Below are 19,567 nucleotides of genomic sequence, written 5' to 3' on the forward strand. Positions count from 1 at the left end.
GGGGTGAGCTAATGAACTCACCCCATTTATTTCTACAACATATCCTTAACAACCTCTTTCTTCTCTCTCGAAACTGTCAGAATTAATTCAGCAATTAGACCTGTCCAACCTGTTTGGTGAGCGGCTCCGAGTCCTTTTCCTGTGTCTCCATCAAAGTATTCACTGAAAAGATATAAGTCTTTGAAATGTGGGTCAGATTGTAGTTTTTCGTATTTTTCGTACATCGGACGTTTTCCTTTTTCGTCTTCCGTGAAGAGTTTTATTAACCTTTCTGAAATACTCAATGCTGCATCTTTTATACTAACCATCAATCCCGAATCGGTTGGGTATTCTACTTCATAATCATTGCCATAATACGCTTGGAATTTTAATAAGGAGTCGATTAACAAGAAGTTCATTGGGAACCAAATTGGACCACGCCAGTTTGAATTTCCGCCAAACATACTTCCTGTTGACTCGGCAGGCGTATAATCAACTCTCAAAATATCATTATTTACACGGAATTGATAAGGATTTTCGAGGTGATATTTTGACAATGAACGAATGCCGAAATCTGATAAAAATTCGCTTTCATCAAACATTCGTTTCATAATCATTTTCATACGGTGTCCACGCAAAATAGCAAGCAAACGGTTTTCTCCTTTTCCAGATTCGTACCAACGTGAAATTAATCCTGCTAAGTCTGGGCGGTTATTCAATACCCATTCTACTCTGCGACGGAAATCTGGAAGTTTTTCCAACATTTCTGGCGTTAAAACTTCTACCGCAAAAAGTGGAATTAAACCTACCATCGACCTGATTTTCAGTAACATACTCTTACTGTTTGGCAAATGTAGCATATCATAATAGAATTGGTCTTCTTCATCCCAAAGGCTGATGTCATCACCACCCAATGACTGCATAGCTCCCGCAATGTGCAAAAAGTGTTCAAAGAATTTAGACGCCATATCTTGATAAACAGGACGTTCCAACGCAATTTCACAGGCAATTCTTAACATATTTAAGCTATACATTGCCATCCAACCCGTTCCGTCGGCTTGTTCTAAGTGTCCGCCCGTTGGCAAAGTTGCCGAACGGTCAAAAACTCCGATATTATCCATTCCTAAGAATCCACCACCGAAGACGTTATTGCCTCCCTCATCTTTTAAATTAACCCACCACGTGAAGTTGAGTAATAATTTATGGAAAATTCTTTCTAAAAAGGCAATGTCTCCTTTACCGTTTATTTCTTTGTCAATTTCATAAACCTTCCAAGTTGCCCATGCGTGTACGGGCGGATTTACGTCTGAAAATGACCATTCATAAGCAGGAATTTGTCCGTTCGGGTGCATATAATACTCCCGCAAGACAACTGCCAATTGACGCTTGGCAAAATTTGGGTCAAGGCGTGCCAATGGCAGTGTATGAAACGCCAAATCCCAAGCGGCAAACCAAGGATATTCCCATTTATCTGGCATTGATAAAATATTGGCAGCATACATGTGTCGCCAACCTGCATTTCGCCCGTATTTACGATAGCCAGAAGGTTCTGGCATAGCTGGGTCACCTTTTATCCATTCATTGACATTGTAGTAATACCATTGTTTTGTCCACAACATTCCTGCATAAGCCTGACGTTGAATTTTCAATAACTCAGGGTCTTTAACGTCTTTTTGAACTTCGTCATAAAACTGATTTCCCTCACGGATTCTTTTGTCCATTGTATCTTCAAATCCTCCGAAAGGCTCAAGAATAGAATGGTCAACCAAACGCAAACGAACCGTAACACTTTCTCCTGCTTTGACAATTTTCTCGTATTTTGCTGAAGCTTTAGTTCCAATATTATTTGGATTAACGGCTTTTGTGTCACCTTCTACGATATATTCGTTGATGCCATCTTTGGTATAAGGAGAGAAATTGGCTGCTCCGTAAAGACGTTCGAAATTACTTTCGTTTTCCGTGAAAAGTAGTTCGTCTGCTCCTTCACAATACAATTTGAAATGCCCCACCACTTTATGGTCAATTTCAACGGCTTTGTTAGAAACTCCCGTCAACATGGGTTTATACTTGAAGTTTTCGTAACCCCAACTCCACGTATTTCTAAACCAAACAGTTGGCAATATCGTCAGCGGTGCATCTTTAGCACTGCGGTTATGTGCCGTAATTTTGATTAAAATATCTTGTTCATCTGACTTTGCATATTCGATAAAAACATCAAAATATTCGTCTTTGTCAAAAACACCTGTGTCAAGAAGTTCATACTCAGGCTCTAAACGAGAACGCTTACGACTTTCATCAACCAATTTATCATAAGGATAAGCATTGATTGGGTACTTATAAAGCATCTTCATGTATGAGTGCGTAGGCGTAGAGTCGAGGTAGTAATACAACTCTTTTACGTCTTCACCATGATTAGATTCGTTGCCTGTCAATCCAAAAAAGCGTTCTTTCAGAATATGGTCATTATGATTCCAAAGTGCTAATGCAAAACAAATGTGAGATTTATTGTCTGAAATCCCCGCAATGCCTTCTTCTCCCCAACGATAGGCAACAGAGCGTGCCATATCATGTGAAACCGCATTCCACGCATCCTGACTTGGTGAATAATCTTCTCGCACAGTTCCCCATTGACGTTCTGACAAATATGGTCCCCACTTTTTCCAACCTTTGTTATCTTGACGAGTGTTTAATCGAAGTTTCTCTACGCTAATAATTTTACTCATAATTTCTTTATATAAATGGCAAATTGAAGAAGCCCTGATGGATAATTTATTGATGGTACAAATTTTAGAAAAATTTGCAAATTTTTGCAAATTTTAAATTTTTACTTTGCAAAATTAAGCAGAATATAATTCAAATTTAATTAAAACACTCGCATCACCAACCAAACGAGTATAATAATTATAATCTTTTTTGCCAACTTACTTATTTGCATTATAACTTTGTAGTCTAATTTTTAAAAATCCAATGACCTCAAAAAATTACTTAGCGTTGTTTCTCTTGACACTCATCAGTGTCAAGACGCTACTTGTTCCTGTGGTTTATTTGGATTTTGAATTGAGGAAAGATTACATCATCCAAAACCTTTGTGAAAACCGTTTCAAGCCACAATTGAAATGTAATGGACAGTGTTATTTAGCAAAAAAACTCCATAAAATTGCTGAAGACAACGCTACCAAACAGACACAAAAACAAGGTGAATCAATCAAGAAAATTATGGAAGAAGTTTTTGACGAAACTCCTCTTTTCTCGTGCGATTGGGCGGTGAAAGTTCTTTCTCCAAAATCCATTTATTCCTATCAATTGGCTCATCCACAGAGCGTAACTTCTTCTTTTTTTCATCCTCCAATAATTTAGTTTCGTTTCCGTGTTGGGGTAATTATGCCCTTTTTATTTTATGGTTAAATGTTAAGTTCAATTTTTAGTTGAGGTTTTGAGGTATGTTTTATGCTCAAATATCGAATGCTGTTATTGTTCTTAAGATTTTAAACCACGCTATTTTCTGCTTTTTGTATTCATTAAAAATTAGCCAACACATTTTTATCTGTATCGATGGGATTTTGCTTGTTAAAAATCACCTTTCAGCTACCGATAAGTAGGGGTTGGGATTTAGTTGTTAGGCATTAGTGTTGGAACTCCTTATTAATCAGGACATTGCAGCATTGTCAAACATAACCACAGGGGAGACCCGCCTAATTCTTAACGAATACTTATATTTAATTAAAACTAAATTATTTCATGAAAACGATATATAATTTGCTCATTGTCAGTTTGTTGACGATGAGTTTCTCCTTTGCCCAAAATGTCATAAAAGGACGAGTTTTTGATAATACAACCAAAGAGCCAATCGTAGGGGCATCTGTAAAAATTGATGGAACAAATCTCGGAACAACGACGAATCTAAACGGACAATTTTCACTAAATTCCTCTGTAAAGGCTTCCAAAATAAGTGTTTCGAGTGTTGGATTTACTTCGCAAAGTTTTGATTATCAAGACGAAAAACCCTTTAATGTTTCGCTTGAACCTTCTATTGAAAATCTTCAACAAGTGGTGGTTACGGCAAATCGTGAAGCTGGTTTACGTACACAAGCCCCGATTGCTATTTCAAAAATTTCTCCGAAAATGATTGAAGAAGCCAAACCTACGGCGATGTTTGAGATTGTTAATAAAGTTCCCGGTGTTTTGATGGTGAATCTAAATAATGAACAACATCAAATGGCAATTCGCCAACCTATGACTACCAACGCTTATTTTTTATACATGGAAGATGGCGTTCCAATTCGCCCGATGGGCGTTTTTAATCATAATTCTATTTTGGAATATAATCAATTTGCTATTAGTTCTGTGGAGGTTGTGAAAGGTCCTGTTTCATCAATTTATGGAGCAGAAGCCGTTGGCGGAGCCATTAACTTTATTACGCATCGTCCGACTGCTGTACCAACGGCAAAAGTTGGCGTGCAGTTCGACCAATTCGGTTATCAACGTTTGCAATATGGAGCAGGAGCTACTTCTGGAAAATTTGGCGTTTATATTGGTGGTTTTGTGGCAAAACAACGCAATGCTTGGATGACGAGTTCTGATTATGATAAAACATCTTTAAATGCTCGTTTGGAATATTTATTTACGCCCAAAACTCGTTTGACTTTAGGTTGGTCATACAATGATTACAATTCTCAAACCAGTGGAAGCGTGGACAGCGTTGCTTTTTACTCACGTCAATATGTAAGTACAACTGATTTTACGTACAGAAAAGCGTATTCTGTGAGAAGCCGTTTGACGCTCGACCACGAATGGAAAAATGGCTCACAGAGTTTTATTACGGCTTTTTATCGTAATAATCGTCATGGACAAAATCCATCTTATAGTTTAATTTGGAAATCTGGGGCGACAACTGCTACGGGACAAGTCAATTCTAACGATTTTAACAGTTTAGGTTTTATTGCTCAACATACGCAAAAAATCAATTTTTGGAACTCAAAAATTATCGTTGGAACAACCCTTGATTTTTCTCCAAATGATTATTGGGCGTATCAAGTGGACTTAAATGCAAAATTGCGTGCTGACGGAAAATCGGTAGAAAAATATACCATTACTAAAGAACGTCCAGACATCAAATTAGCAGATTATAACGCTGATATTCATAATCTTGGAACGTATTTGCAGTATGATTTTGAACCAATTGCAAAACTTCGTTTGTCGGCAGGTTTGCGTTATGACCGCATGGCTTTCGATTTCGTCAATAATCTTGATGTAAATAAAACGACGGGCGAAGCTCTTAGCGGTTCAAAAGAATATAGCCAAGTAAGCCCAAAAATTGGTTTGACTTATGATTTAGGACAAGGAAAAGGTTTGTATGCCAATTATTCCAAAGGTTTTTCGCCTCCTGCACTTACGGCAATTTTTCGTAAACGAACCACTGCCGCAGCTAATGGAGATTTATTTTACTACAATATCGACCCTGCCTTATTTGACAATGCTGAAATTGGCGGATGGGCTTCTTTACTCAATAATAAAATTTATATTGATGTAGCTTATTATCAAATGAACGGTACAAATGAACTTTTGAGTATTCGCCAACCAGATAATTCTACTGATTATCAGTCGGTTGGAAAAACGCTTCACCGAGGTTTTGAATTTGGCATTACTTATAAACCCTCAAAAGAATACTTTTTTCGTTTTGGCGGAACGACCGCTATTCACCGTTTTGTAGAATTTACTTTGAGCCAAAGAGCATCAGATGCGTTGAAAGATGTAAACGGAAAAGATATGCCACAAGCTCCACGTTGGGTTTGGAATACAGCGTTTAGTTATTATCCAAAATGGGCAAAAAATCTCCGTACTTCGCTTGAATGGCAACACGTAAGCAGTTGGTTTCAGAACCAAATTAATTCGGTTTCTTATGCAGGATATGATGCCTTTAATGTGCGTTTAGGCTACAAATGGAAAGGAATTGAGGTATTTACCAATATCTTAAATGCTACTGACGCTTTGTACGCTTACAGTGCCTCACGTGGTAATAACACAACCGATAGAACAACATTTACGCCAGCCGCACCACGTACTTTTAATATGGGCGTGCAATATACATTTACGGGCAAATAATACAAAAGGCAGGAAGTGATGATTGGCAGAGCTTCCTGCTTATGATGATTTGTTTAGGACGATTTGTTCCCCGAAATAAATTTCGGGGCTACAAAATTTACCGAACCTACGGTTCTTTTTAAAGAAAGTTTTAAAGTGTTCATTCAAGTCCGATTCGTCAGTCGCTAAATTTCACATAATTACTATCAATTCAATATACAATATGAAAAAGGTTATCATTGCCATTATCAGCACATTGTGCTTATCGACAGGAGTTTTTGCTCAACATGAAGGACATTCAAAAAAGTCAGAGAAAGCTAAACAGCCAAAAGCTGAACAAGTTTTACAGAACGATGCTATCGACCCCATTTGTAAAATGTCTGTGCCAAAAGGTTCAAAACAAGTGTCGATTTATAAAGGCAAACAGGTTGGCTTTTGTAGTATTGTATGCAAAGAAATGTTTGATAAAGACCCGAAAAAATATGCTGGTCACAAACACTAAAATTTTCAGTTTATGAAATATTTAATCATTACTGTTTTGAGCGTTTTGTTGGGCTTAGAACAATCAAATAAAATTACGCAAATTTCTGACAGTCAGAATGTTGGAGTTACACCACGTTTTACGAAAGATGTAAATGGAAATCCTGTTTTGAGTTGGGTAGAAAAAGAAGGTGATAAAGTCAATCGTTTCTTTTTTGCTATTTTAAAAGATGGAGGAGCGACTTTTTCTGAGAAAATTATGGTCAAAGTTCCTGAAACTATCTCAACTCATGCCGAAGGAATGCCCAAAATTGCCTTCAAGAAAAATGGTGAAATTATTGCCAGTTTTGAAATGTCAAAACCAACACCAACGGAGCGTTTCGCAGGAAATTTATACTACGTTGTGTCGAAAGATAATGGCAAAACTTGGACAGAACCTCAAACGGTTCATACTGATGTGACGGCAGGAAAAAGTCATTCTTTCAACGATATTACAACGCTTCCAGACGGACAAGTTGGTTTTGTTTGGTTGGATGAAAAATTAGGAAAATATACAGGCAGAAGCGTAAAATTTCGTCAGACGTTATCAGACGGCACGCTTTCGCCAGAAGTTGTGGTTGATTCAAACGCTTGTCAATGTTGTAGAACTAATCTTTTTGTCGATGCTGATAAAAACTTACACATTCTTTATCGTGATATGTTGGTGGATGGTTCTCGGGATATTTCGCACGTAATTTCAAAAGACGGAGGAAAATCATTTACTGATGCAAAAGTCATTTTTGATGATAAATGGAAAGTAAACGCTTGTCCACATACAGGTCCAAGTATTACGCAAGTAGGTAAAGATTTGTACACAACTTGGTTTACAGGGAAAGAAAACGAAGCAGGCGTTAGACTTACCAAACTTGGTTCGGGCAAGTTGATAGATAATATTCAAACGAATAGGGCAAAACATCCACAAATCAGTAATTTGAATGATAATTTGGTATTAGTTTGGGAGCAATCTATGCAGAAAGATGATACTTTTTTTACCAAAATTGGCTTGAAAATTTTTGGAAAAGACAGACTAAAACAAGAATGGCTAACACCCGATGGAATGGTTTGTAATTATCCAGTTGTAATGGCAGTAGGGGAGGATTTATTAATTGCTTATGAACAAAAAAAGGATATTCAGAGCAATTCTACTATCATCTTTCAACGTATAAGTACGGTGGCAAAATAAAGCATTTTTTACGATTCGGGGATATTGTAATCTGTTGATAATCAGTATTTTTACATATTTCTTCCGTTTGAGTATAAAATTTAGCCTTTTATGTATCCCTTTGTTAATTCGTGAAGATTTTTATTGTTTTCGGATTTATTATGGTTCATATTTGGTGTTGCAATTGTGCAACGCCAACCTAAGTAAAATTTTTATGAATCACTTTCCGCCCCAAGTGAGACAAATGCAAGACATCATGTCTCACGCAAAATCCCTTGGAATACTCCATGGGCATTTTTCCGATTATCAATTAAACGGACAAACGATTAATCTTAATGGACAAGACCTACATCATTTCGCCAATTGTAGTTATCTTGGACTTGAGCTTGACCAACGTCTAAAGAATGCCGCCAAAGATGCCATCGAACGTTATGGTATTCAGTTTTCTTCTTCCCGAACTTACCTCGAATCAGGACTTTACGAGGTTTTGGAAGATAAATTATCTCAAATTTTTGGTAATCCTGTTATCGTTGCCCCCACAACGAGTTTAGGACATATTTCGTGGATACCAAACGTTGTACATAAAAATGATGCCGTCATTCTCGACCATCAAGTACACCGTAGCGTTCAGAATGCCACGATGATTGCCAAAGCTAATGGAACGCACGTAGAATTGTTGCGTCATAATCGCATGGATTTGTTGGAAGACCGCATTATTGAGCTTTCAGCAAAATATCGTAAAGTTTGGTACATGGCAGACGGTGTATATTCAATGTTTGGAGACGTTGCACCAATGCAGGAATTATATGATTTGTTGAATAGACACGAGCAGTTTCATTTGTACGTAGATGATGCCCACGGAATGAGTTGGGCTGGTAAACACGGACGTGGCTATGCCCTTAGTAATGTGGACTATTACCACGAAAAAATGTGTTTGATTACCTCTATCAATAAAGGTTTTGGAGCAAATGGTTCTGCGATGGTTTTTTCGGATGAAATCCAGAAGGCAATGATAAAAAATGCAGGGTCAACATTGATTTTTTCTGGACCAGTTTCTCCTGTAATGTTGACGGCAGGAATTGCTTCGGCAGATATTCATTTGAGCGATGAAATTTATGACCGTCAGAACAGATTAACGGATTTAATTAAACATTTCAACCAAACCGCAATAGCTTTAGATTTGCCTTTGGTTCGTCAAGATATTACGCCAATTTGTTATTTAGCCGTTGGAGCAAATCCGCTTCATTGCGTAGAAATTGCTCATGGTTTGCAACAAGACGGTTATTTTGTCAATGTTTCGTCTTTCCCAACGGTTCCATTGAAAAATTCGGGAATGAGAATTACCCTCAATACCAATCATACCGAAGAGGCAATTACAGGTTTGTTAAACTCTTTAAAAAATAGAATGGACGAACGAGAAATTGTTACAGAAGAAGTGCTGAAACCGTTTGTGAGTAGAGATTTAGTAGTGGCTTAGTACACTGTTTAATAAATTATTTCAACTTCCCGAAAGTAAAAAAACTTTCGGGAAGTAGTCGAGAGGTTCACTTCCCGAAAGTTTTTTCTACTTTCGGGAAGTTGAAGAAACTTATTAAACACTGTACTTAGTTAGGTATTAGTGTTGGCTCATTATTAATCAAGTTGTTCAATCATAAACTAATACTTATGAGAAATTTGCTTATGTCGTATTTGGAGTATTTAAGAACGTACTGACTAAAAGGAAACTCCAATACTAACAACTAAATACTGAAACCTAAAAACAAAAAATAGGGTAAATAAATGGCTTAATACCATTTGTTTACCCTATTTTTTGTGCGAAAAACTCAACCTCGCATGGTTTTTTCATGTATCTTTGGAAAGCATCATTTTGAAATTTCTGATACAATAATGTCAACCAATTCCATATATAAAACCTCAAATACTATTAAAAGCTTTGTGCTAAGTCCACATTTTGGTGATGGACTACGGATAACCTTTGGGGTAGTGCTTCCGAGTTTATTGTTGGCACAATTTGATTTATTAAAAACAGGAATCAATATTTCTTTAGGAGCATTATGTGCCAGTATTGCTGATACTCCGGGGCCTATCACGCACAGAAGAAATGCCATGTTTTTCACGATAGGTTTAGTAACAATCGTTTCATTGATAACGGGTTTAGCTACGATTTCGGTATTCGTAACAGCTTTACTGATTGGCGGGTTAAGTTTCTTGTTTTCAATGTCTTATATCTATGGGAATCGTGCTTCGTCAATTGGAGTAGCGGCTTTATTGGTAATGATTTTGGGAATAGATGATATTCGTCCATTGTCCGAAATTGTGATGTATTCACTTTTTATCACGCTCGGAGGAATTTGGTACACAGCCCTGAGTTTGTCGCTTTACAAAATTATGCCTTATCGTTTGGCGACTTTATCATTGGCTGAATGTGTGATGGAAATTGCTGATTTTATGAAAATTAAGGCAGGTTTTTATCATGCAGGAATGGATTATGACGAAAACTACAAGAAATTAATTGAAGCACAAATAACGGTTAATGAACGCCTTGACGCAGTAAGAGAACAACTATTTAAAAGTCGTGAAATAGTAAGAGAAAATACCCAAGAAGGACGTTTTTTATTGGTCGTTTTTGTGGATATGGTTGATTTGTACGAACAAATTATTTCTACTTTTTACAACTATCAAAAACTCCATAAACAGTTTGACCATACAGGAATTTTGACCGATTTTGAGGTAATTCTAACGCTTCTTTCTCAGCAAATTGAAGAAATCGCTTTTTCATTAAAAGATGGAACAAAACCCAATTTCGATTTAAGTTTACCTCGAAAAATTCAAGAATTGAAATTAGCCATTGAAGCACTTTCGCCCGAAGGCGATACCATAGGAGAATCTGCTATTTTTTCAAGCACAGGTTTACAAGCACTTAAAAATATTGAAGTAAATGTTGAGAATATTTATCTCAGAATAAAGAAAATTAAAGGCTATTTTAAAGAAAAACAACTCAAAAAATTGGGTAGAAATGAGATTAAAATAAACTCATTTACGTCGCACCAAGAATATGAATTGGATACTTTCTTTGAAAATCTTAACCTAAAATCTGAAAACTTCAGACACGCCCTTCGTGTTTCGGGCATGATGCTGATAGGTTTTATTATTGCCCAATCTTTCAATTTTTTACATAGCAATTGGATTCTCTTGACCATCATGGTGATTATGAAACCCGCTTATAGTCTCACCAAAGAGCGTAATCTCGACCGACTCATTGGTACAGTTTCGGGTGCATTTATTGGCATGATGATTCTCAATTATGTTACCAACGACTACTGGCTTTTTGGTATTTTGCTTTTTTGTATGTTGGGAACGTATAGTTTTCAACGCAAAACGTATTTGGTCAGCGTGGTATTTATGACACCATTCATTCTCATTCTTTTTGACTTTTTGGGCATGGGAAGTCGAGCTTTAATGATTGAGCGAGTTTATGATACCATTATTGGCGGAGGCTTGGCTTTTATTGGCAGTTACGTTTTACTGCCTAATTGGGAACACGAGAAACTAAGAAAGACTTTAGGCGAAATGTTGGAAGCCAATTTGGCGTATTATCATCAAGTTGCTCAAATGTATTTTGGAGAAAAATACGACCGAGTTCCTTATAAAATTATCCGTAAAGAAGTATTTGTACGAAGTGCCAATTTAGCTTCTGGTTTTCAAAGAATGTTCTCCGAACCCAAGCATAAGCAGTTGAGTATAAATGAAGTACATAAGTTTTCGGTTTTGAATCACTTAATGTCCTCTTACGTAGCCACGCTTGCCTTGTACGCCAAAGAGCATTTTGAAACATTGCCAGATTTTGAGGAATTAAAACAGATTGCTCAGAATACCGAAAACATGATGAACGAAGCCATCAAAATTATAGAACAAAGCGAATTTGTGACGAAAGAAAATATCCAAATATTGAAACTAAAAGCAACCACAGAAACCGACGAAGAAAGCAAAATTGTCATTCCCGAACAATTTATGAATCTTCAAAAAGTTGCTTTTGATATTTGTAAAATTTCCGAGCGGATTCGGTTGTAAAAAAAAACTGTTATCTTTAACCTTTCATCTAATAAACAAAAACCACTTTTATCTTTAGTATCAACCCTTCACGTATGGAACGTTTCACAGGACTCATTGGAATTGTATTGATTTTGGGCATCGCCTATTTGATGTCAAATAATAGAAAAGCTATTAATTTTCGAACTGTTGGTATGGGCTTGGCTTTGCAAACAGCTTTAGCCGTTTTTATCTTGAAAACTTCAGTTGGAGCATTAGCATTTTCAACATTGGGGAGTTGGGTTACTCGTGTAATTAATTTCAGTAACGAAGGTGCAAAATTTGTTTTTGGTCCATTGGCGGATGTTCCAGCGGTATCAAAAGCATTTGATGGCGGCGGTTTCATTTTCTTCTTTAATATCATTCCTACTATCATTTTCGTAGCCGTTTTGGTGAATATTTTTTACCATTTAGGTATAATTCAAGCGGTTGTTAGAATATTAGCCAAAGGAATGAAATTCTTGATGGGTGTAAGTGGTTCAGAAGCACTTTCTAATATTTCGAGTGCTTTTGTAGGGCAAGTTGAAGCTCAAATCATGATTAAGCCTTATTTGAAAGGAATGACACTTTCTGAATTAACTGCCTCAATGTCTGGTAGTTATGCTTGTATTGCAGGTGGTGTAATGGCTACTTACATTCAGTTTGGTGTACCTGCCGCTTATTTGATTGCAGCGAGTATTATGGCTGCTCCGGGAGCTTTGGCAATTTCAAAAATTATTTATCCAGAAACTGAAGAGTCGGAAACGAAAGGAATTGTAAAATTGGAAGTTAAAAAAGAATATACAAACCTGATTGATGCTATTTCAGCAGGTTGTTCAGACGGACTAAAAGTTGGTTTAAATGTATTAGCCATGCTTATCGGTTTCTTGGCTTTGATTGCCCTTATCAACTTTATTTTTAGTAAAGTAGGAGGTATTTTCAACTATGCTGATTTTAGTTTAGATACGCTTTTAGGATATTTATTTGCAGGTTTTGCTTGGTGTATGGGTGTACCAAAAGAAGAAATTGTACAAGCAGGTTCATTAATGGGAACGAAGTTGGCAGCCAATGAATTTGTGGCATATTTGAAATTATCACCAATGATTCAAGCTCATACGCTTTCTCCAAAAACAATTGCTATTGTCAGTTTTGCCTTATGTGGCTTTGCGAATTTTGGGTCTTTGGGTATTCAAATTGGAGGAATTAGTGCATTAGAACCAAGTCGTAGAAAAGATTTGACAAAAGTAGCAGTTCGTGCCTTAATTGCTGGAACATTAGCCAGTTATATGTCGGCTACTTTGGCGGGGATGTTGTTTTAGATTTTATTTTGAAGCAAATACCAAATCTCAAAAAAAAACGTTATTTTCGTAACCAAAATGTCAGCCTAAATGGTTGGCATTTTTTTTGATAACATTCCTTATATCACATAAATAGAATCTCAACCACGATTCAATAAAATAATCCCCAATGGCAAATCAACTTAGTGTTTTATCATCTTTTACACACATTACACAAGAAATTCAAGGTATTCGTGCCATCGTATCTGTTCAATATCCAGAATTAACTGCCATGCAGTCGCTGAGTGATTCGTTTTCAAAAATTTTGGGAAATAAAAGAGCCGTTTATTTAGCTGTTACTGACCAACAATTTTGGCACGTTCATACAGTAGGAGAGAAAGTTGTGAAAAAAACACCAATTGAAGCAAATCATATTGATGATGTGAAAATCTCTAATACAACGCTTACGGGTGAAAGAGACGTTAAATTGCCACAAATAACTATTACAACGAAGCAAGTAACTCACAAAACGGTTAAGGAGGGAAAAGAGAAAAAGACAGTGGAAGTTCCCAATTTTACACAACATGATTTTACGTTGTTTCCTGTAACTTTCCTTCCAAATTTGAAGTATAGCCAAAAAATGGATGAGGTGCTTCAATCAGTTGAAATGAGACAAATTGTATTGACTTCGTTGCAAAAAATCCAAACAAAAATTGCAGATAAAAAAATAATTGAGCAGTTCAACGCTCAAGGAAAATAATAATAATGTAACACAGACTTTAGTCTGTACCAACTTACAGACTAAAGTCTGTGTTACATTATTCAGCTTCGATATTATCTAAATTATAATGCAATCCTCTGTTTTCTTTTCTCGCAATAGCATCTTTAATAACTAAATATGCCACATTAATCATATTGCGTAATTCACTTACTTTTACCGAAATTTTAGATTGTCTATATAATTCTTCGTGTTCAAGATAAATCAATTCTAAGCGGTCATAAGCACGTTTTAAACGACGGTCAGTTCGTACAATTCCTACATAATTACTCATGATTGACTCTAATTCACGAGTCATTTCTGTTACCAAAACTAACTCTTCTGGGTGTGTCGTTCCATCATCATTCCAATCAGGAATATTACTTGGCAATACGTTTTCTTCAAAGGTTTCGATTGACTTCAAAAAGGCACGGTGAGCATATACAATGGCTTCGAGTAATGAATTAGAAGCCAAACGGTTAGCTCCGTGAAGTCCCGTTGCAGAGCATTCACCTGCTGCAAATAAATGTTCAATATTAGTTTGAGAATATTCATTTACTTTGATTCCACCACATAAATAATGTTGAGCTGGCACAACAGGAATCATATCTTTGCCCGTAATGTCCAAACCAAGATTATCCTTGCAATAATTGTAAATCATTGGGAAGTGATGTTTGAAATCCTCAGATTCAAGATGACGAGTATCTAAATAAACATGGTCAACGCCATTTTTCTTCATTTCAGAGTCAATAGCACGAGCCACAATATCTCTTGGAGCAAGCGACAAACGAGGGTCATATTTCTCCATAAACGTGGTTTCATCAATATTTTTCAACACACCACCATGTCCACGAACTGCCTCAGAAATTAAGAAAGAAGGTTTTTTGCTTGGCTGATACAAAGAAGTTGGGTGAAATTGGATAAACTCCATACCTTCAACCAAAGCTTTGGCACGATACGCCATTGCGATACCGTCGCCAGTGGCAATAATTGGATTGGTTGTACTTTGGTAAATATTTCCGATGCCACCCGTTGCCAAAAGGGTATTTTTAGCTAAAAATGTTTCCGTTTTTCCTGTTAAAGTATTGAAAACATAAGCCCCAAAACATTTTTTATGTGGGGTGTCTTTCGTTACTTTTTCACCTAAATGATGTTGAGTAATTAAATCAATGGCGAAATAATGGGTGAAAAAATCAACCGATTTAAACGACTTTACTTTTTCCAATAAAGCTCTTTCAATTTCGTTTCCTGTGGAGTCTTTATGATGTAAAATTCGTTGGTCGGAGTGTCCACCTTCTTTTACTAAATCGTATGTTCCATCTTTCTTTTTATCGAAATTTGTTCCATAAGAAATCAACTCTTTCAAACGTTCTGGAGCTTCAGTTACAACGATTTCAACAGCTTGGCGGTCAGACAAAAAATCACCCGCCACCATTGTATCTTCAATGTGTTTGTCAAAAGAATCATCATCTTTCCAGACGGTAGCAATGCCACCCTGAGCATATTTTGTATTACTTTCTTCCGCAACCGTTTTGGTGATAATGGCAATTTTTACGTCCTTGCCTTTTTCCTCAAAATAAGTAGCAATTTTGGCGGTGTACGAAAGCCCTGCGATTCCAGAGCCAATCACTAAAAAGTCATATTGGGGCATCTTTCAGTTATCAGTTATTATTAAACAGTTATCAGTAAACTGCCATGTTATTTCATAATCAGTACCAATATTACAAATAAATGTTTATTGGTAAAGAAAACAAAGCTAATACCTTTCGAGATGAACCTGCATAAATTTATCCCGAAAATTTCTGTTATCCGTTGATAATTACTAAATTCGGAACTCAAAAATTTCAAAAATGAGTATTACAGGCTCATCGTTAACCCAAAATTCGGAATAATTTTATGGAAGAATCATCGCAAAGCAATGGCATTTGGAAGGCATTAGTGGGAATTCTGGCAGTCGTTTCAGGTATTCTTGGTTACTTATTATTTGATGCTAAAACTGCCAATAAAAACCAAGAACAAGTAATTAATCAAAAGGTTGAGGAATTGGCTTCTGCAAGGGTTAGATTAGACTCAATTGGGTCACAATTGGATGCAAAAATAGCTCAGATTAAAGTATTGGGTGGAAATATTGAGTCGTTGGAAGCAGCAAAAAGACAATTAGAAGCTGATAAGGTTCAGTTGAAAAAAGTAAATATTTTCTCGAAACAACAATATGATGTTAAAATTGCAGATTTTGTAACGCTTTTAGCGGCAAAAGATGCCGAATTAGTACAGTTAAAGCGTGAAAATGGAGAATTAGTAGCAAAAAATAAAGATTTGTTCTCTCAGAATAGTACACTGACCACTGAAAACATGGGATTGAAAACGTCTAAACAAAATTTGACGGATTCAGTTGATAATTTCTACCGTCGTAACCGAGAATTAACAGCTAAAGTTACTCGTGCATCAGCATTACAAGCTCAATTTGTACAAGCCCTTGCGGTTTCTGATAAGAATAAGGAACGTGATGGAGGTGTTTATCGTGCTTCAAAAGTGGATAAAATCAAGGTTATTTTCCAATTACAACCAAACCCAATTGCCAAACAAGACGTAAAAACGATTTATATGCGTGTTTACGACCCAGACGGTTCTGTTCTTTATGATTCGGGGGTTGGTTCTGGAAACTTCGATTTATTCGGCAAGGAAACAACTTATACCGCTAAAAAAGATATTCAGTTTCAAAATAACGGACAAGGCGTTGAAATTCTTTACGGACGTGGTTCGGCTATTCAATATCGTGAAGGGCATTATAAAATCGAGCTTTTTTCAGAAGGATTTAAAATCGGAGAAGGAAGTTTTGATGTGAAGTAATTAGGAGTTAGGTATTAGAAATAAATTATTTGACATTATGTAGTGGCGTATAGCATACGCCAAAAATTATCAAAACATTGGCGTATGCTATACGCCATTACCCATCAATGACATTAATTTTATTAAATATTAGTATTCAAAGTGTTATTAATCATGGAATTATTGAAATACTAAATTGAACTAATACTTAATGTAAAATAAAAAGGGTTTCAAAACATTGATTTTGAAACCCTTTTTATTGGGGGTATCGTAAAAATACTAAGCTCTAAAACCCAAATCCTAACCCCTAACTAATCAACTCAAACTCCCCATTTTCGTGTCTTTCAGCCATTTCTACGTAATGCAAAGCACTTAGTGGAAGATGTTGAGCTTGTTGTTCTGAAATTTGCTTAATTACCTTTGCAGGAATCCCTACAACTAAAGAATTATCTGGAACTTCCATACCTTCAGTAACTAAGGCACAAGCTCCAATAATACAATTTTTCCCGATTTTGGCTTTATTTAAAACCGTTGCCCGCATTCCAATTAGTGAGCCATCTCCAACGGTTGCACCATGTACAATTGCACCATGCCCAACGGTTACATCTTTTCCAATAATAGTTGGGTCGCCTGGGTCTGCATGAAGCACCGCCGTATCTTGAATATTAGAACGGTCGCCGATAATAATGGCTTCTACATCTGCCCGAATAACCGCCCCGTACCACACAGATACATCTTCACCGAAAGTAACATTGCCCATCACCGAAGCGTTTGGAGCTATAAATGGTTTGTTTTTCATTATGCGTCTTAATTTTACTTGAATGGTAATAAATTACTGAAATATTTTTTTGAAAGTGAAATTATGAAACAATTAGACAAAAGATGGATACAAAAACGAATATGTAGTATTTTTTGCTTTTGTATTTTTGTAAATTCAATATGAAAGGCTTTTTGTTTTTTAACGTATTAATTGTCAAAAAGAATAATTCATCATTCAAATACTTTTAAAACCCCCTCAAATGAAAAATTTGATTTTATGGTTGGCTCTTGTCAGTCCTTTGCTGGTAAATGCCCAACAAAAAGTTCCTTTAGACGATATGTCTTTCTGGAAATCAAGCGATAAAACAAACTGGCAAATTGCTGGTGATGTTTCTGCTGACCTCAACCAAGCCGAAGCCATGACTAAAACTGCTGGAAAGGGAGTTTTAGTGAATATTCCAAATGCTCAAAATCGCTCAAATTTACAATCAGTAGCAGAATATGGAGACGTTGATGTTTCATTTGATTTTATGATGGCATCTCATTCAAATTCTGGTTTTTATTTAATGGGACGTTATGAAATCCAATTGTTGGATAGTTGGGGAGTTAAAAACCCTGCTACGGGCGATTGTGGAGGTATTTACAAGCGTCGTCGTTATGAAAATGGAAAAGAAATTCTTTGGGAAGGTCACGCTCCACGCCTTAATGCTTGTTTAGCTCCAGGTTTATGGCAACATTTAGACATTTCTTTCCAAGCTCCACGTTTTGATGCTTCTGGAAATAAAATTGCCAATGCCAAAGTTTTGTTAATCAAAATGAATGGCGTTGTTGTTCAAGAGAACGTAGAATTGACAGGTCCAACGGGAGGACCAATTGCTGAAACAGAAGCACCAACAGGGCCATTCATGATTCAAGGTGACCATGGGCCAGTGGCTTTCAGAAATTTCGTTATCTCTAATTTTAGTGGAAAACCTGCTGAATTTTCTAATATTTCTTACAAAGTTTTTTACGGGAAATTTAAAGAACCTAAAGACTTTTTGAGCAAAAAACCAGATGCGGTGGGTTCAATTGATAAATTATCTTGGGATGTAAGCAAACAAGATAATGATTTTGCACAAATCTTTAATGGAACATTGAAAGTGCCAGTGGCAGGAAAACACCAGTTTACTTTTCAGATTGGAGGGAAATATTATGTTTCAGTTAATGGAAAAGAATTACTTCCAGACGCTTGGACTACTTCAAACAATAAACGCTCAGCAGATATTGAATTGCCTGCGGGAGATGTACCCGTAGAAATTACTGTTTACAAAACTGATGGTTGGGTAGCTCCAGTTTTAGGAATGTCGGTACAAGGACCTAACTTTAGAAATACTCAATACCAATCTTTAGGTTCATTACTGTCTTCTCCTCCCAACGACCCTATTTATTTGGATGCAAAAGAGCCTACCATTTTACGCTCATTTTCAGATGTTGTAAAAAATGGCAAGAAACAAAAACGCATCACACACGCTGTAAACGTGGGTCATCAAGATAAATTACACTATACTTATGACTTATCTAATGGGGCAATTGCTCAAATTTGGAAAGGGGATTTCTTAGATACTTCTCCCATGTGGGATAATCGTGGAGATGGTTCTTCTCGTCCACGTGGAGCAGTTTTAGCCCTTACCGATTCTCCACTTTTAGTAGTGGCAGATTCAAAAGGTGCAGTTACAGAAATACCTGCTGATAATGCTAATTTCCGTGCTTTAGGGTATGATTTAGACGCTAATAACCTGCCAATTTTCCGTTATCAAATGTTTGGTGCAGAAGTGGAAGACCAAATCAGAATTACTGATGGAAAATATCTAAAACGTACTTTAGCCGTAAAAAATATTGACGCAAACAAGCAAGAAACGTTTCGTATTGCTGTGGGGTCAAATATTACTAAATTAACTGACGATACTTACGAAGTAGATGGAAAAAGCTATTTCATCAAATTAGCAACAGGAACAACCGCAACGATTGAAAAAGTAGGAGATAATTCGGTGCTTTTAGTTCCTGCAAAGGAAAAAGTTGAGTACTCAATTATGTGGTAATATCTGTAAACCGAAGACACTACTTTGGTACTGATAAGAGTTAAAATTTGACAATATT

The 19,567-nt window shown here is 36.5% G+C and carries 13 protein-coding genes; 10 read left to right on the forward strand and 3 right to left on the reverse strand.

Annotated features, from left to right (window positions below):
• Positions 1–32 precede the first annotated feature (32 nt).
• A complete protein-coding gene (locus tag LV89_RS15770; protein WP_109743911.1) occupies positions 33–2,702 on the reverse strand; it encodes an MGH1-like glycoside hydrolase domain-containing protein in 2,670 nt (889 codons plus the stop codon).
• A gap of 244 nt (positions 2,703–2,946) precedes the next feature.
• On the opposite strand from LV89_RS15770, the gene LV89_RS15775 reads away from it, so the two are divergent.
• The 8 genes from LV89_RS15775 (at position 2,947) to LV89_RS15810 (ending at position 13,846) form a co-directional block, all read left to right on the forward strand.
• Complete coding sequence (locus LV89_RS15775; protein ID WP_109743882.1) at positions 2,947–3,336, forward strand: hypothetical protein; 390 nt, start codon at positions 2,947–2,949, stop codon at positions 3,334–3,336.
• A gap of 381 nt (positions 3,337–3,717) precedes the next feature.
• Positions 3,718–6,081, forward strand: a complete 2,364-nt coding sequence (locus LV89_RS15780; RefSeq protein ID WP_109743883.1) for a TonB-dependent receptor — start codon at positions 3,718–3,720, stop codon at positions 6,079–6,081.
• Between the two features lie 202 nt (positions 6,082–6,283).
• On the forward strand, positions 6,284–6,562 hold the full coding sequence (locus LV89_RS15785) for a YHS domain-containing protein (protein ID WP_109743884.1): 279 nt from the start codon (positions 6,284–6,286) through the stop codon (positions 6,560–6,562).
• A gap of 12 nt (positions 6,563–6,574) precedes the next feature.
• The gene (locus LV89_RS15790; protein ID WP_109743885.1) at positions 6,575–7,762 is read left to right on the forward strand and encodes a sialidase family protein; all 1,188 of its coding nucleotides are present in this window, start codon (positions 6,575–6,577) and stop codon (positions 7,760–7,762) included.
• Between the two features lie 193 nt (positions 7,763–7,955).
• Positions 7,956–9,218 carry an aminotransferase class I/II-fold pyridoxal phosphate-dependent enzyme gene (locus LV89_RS15795; RefSeq protein ID WP_146199176.1) on the forward strand — a complete coding sequence of 421 codons (1,263 nt, stop codon included), beginning with the start codon at positions 7,956–7,958 and terminating at the stop codon, positions 9,216–9,218.
• 410 nt (positions 9,219–9,628) lie between these two features.
• A complete protein-coding gene (locus LV89_RS15800) occupies positions 9,629–11,812 on the forward strand; it encodes an FUSC family protein (protein ID WP_109743912.1) in 2,184 nt (727 codons plus the stop codon).
• Positions 11,813–11,886: 74 nt separating this feature from the next.
• Entirely contained in the window at positions 11,887–13,128 is a 1,242-nt protein-coding gene (locus LV89_RS15805) for a NupC/NupG family nucleoside CNT transporter (protein WP_109743887.1), read from the forward strand.
• 148 nt (positions 13,129–13,276) lie between these two features.
• A complete protein-coding gene (locus tag LV89_RS15810) occupies positions 13,277–13,846 on the forward strand; it encodes a hypothetical protein (protein WP_109743888.1) in 570 nt (189 codons plus the stop codon).
• A gap of 58 nt (positions 13,847–13,904) precedes the next feature.
• On the opposite strand, the gene nadB is transcribed toward LV89_RS15810, so the two are convergent.
• A complete protein-coding gene (nadB, locus tag LV89_RS15815; RefSeq protein WP_109743889.1) occupies positions 13,905–15,494 on the reverse strand; it encodes an L-aspartate oxidase in 1,590 nt (529 codons plus the stop codon).
• A 245-nt stretch (positions 15,495–15,739) separates the two neighbouring features.
• On the opposite strand from nadB, the gene LV89_RS15820 reads away from it, so the two are divergent.
• On the forward strand, positions 15,740–16,693 hold the full coding sequence (locus tag LV89_RS15820; protein ID WP_109743890.1) for a DUF8428 domain-containing protein: 954 nt from the start codon (positions 15,740–15,742) through the stop codon (positions 16,691–16,693).
• A 286-nt stretch (positions 16,694–16,979) separates the two neighbouring features.
• Here the strand turns inward: LV89_RS15820 and LV89_RS15825 are convergent, their stop codons facing one another.
• Positions 16,980–17,471, reverse strand: coding sequence for a gamma carbonic anhydrase family protein (locus LV89_RS15825; protein ID WP_109743891.1), 492 nt, complete (start codon positions 17,469–17,471; stop codon positions 16,980–16,982).
• Between the two features lie 220 nt (positions 17,472–17,691).
• Between LV89_RS15825 and LV89_RS15830 the strand changes: the two genes are divergently transcribed.
• Positions 17,692–19,509 (forward strand): 3-keto-alpha-glucoside-1,2-lyase-like domain-containing protein, encoded by a 1,818-nt coding sequence (locus LV89_RS15830; protein ID WP_109743892.1) that lies wholly within the window; start codon positions 17,692–17,694, stop codon positions 19,507–19,509.
• The last annotated feature ends 58 nt before the right edge of the window (positions 19,510–19,567 follow it).

This window comes from Arcicella aurantiaca (assembly GCF_003148625.1).
Lineage (GTDB): Bacteria > Bacteroidota > Bacteroidia > Cytophagales > Spirosomataceae > Arcicella > Arcicella aurantiaca.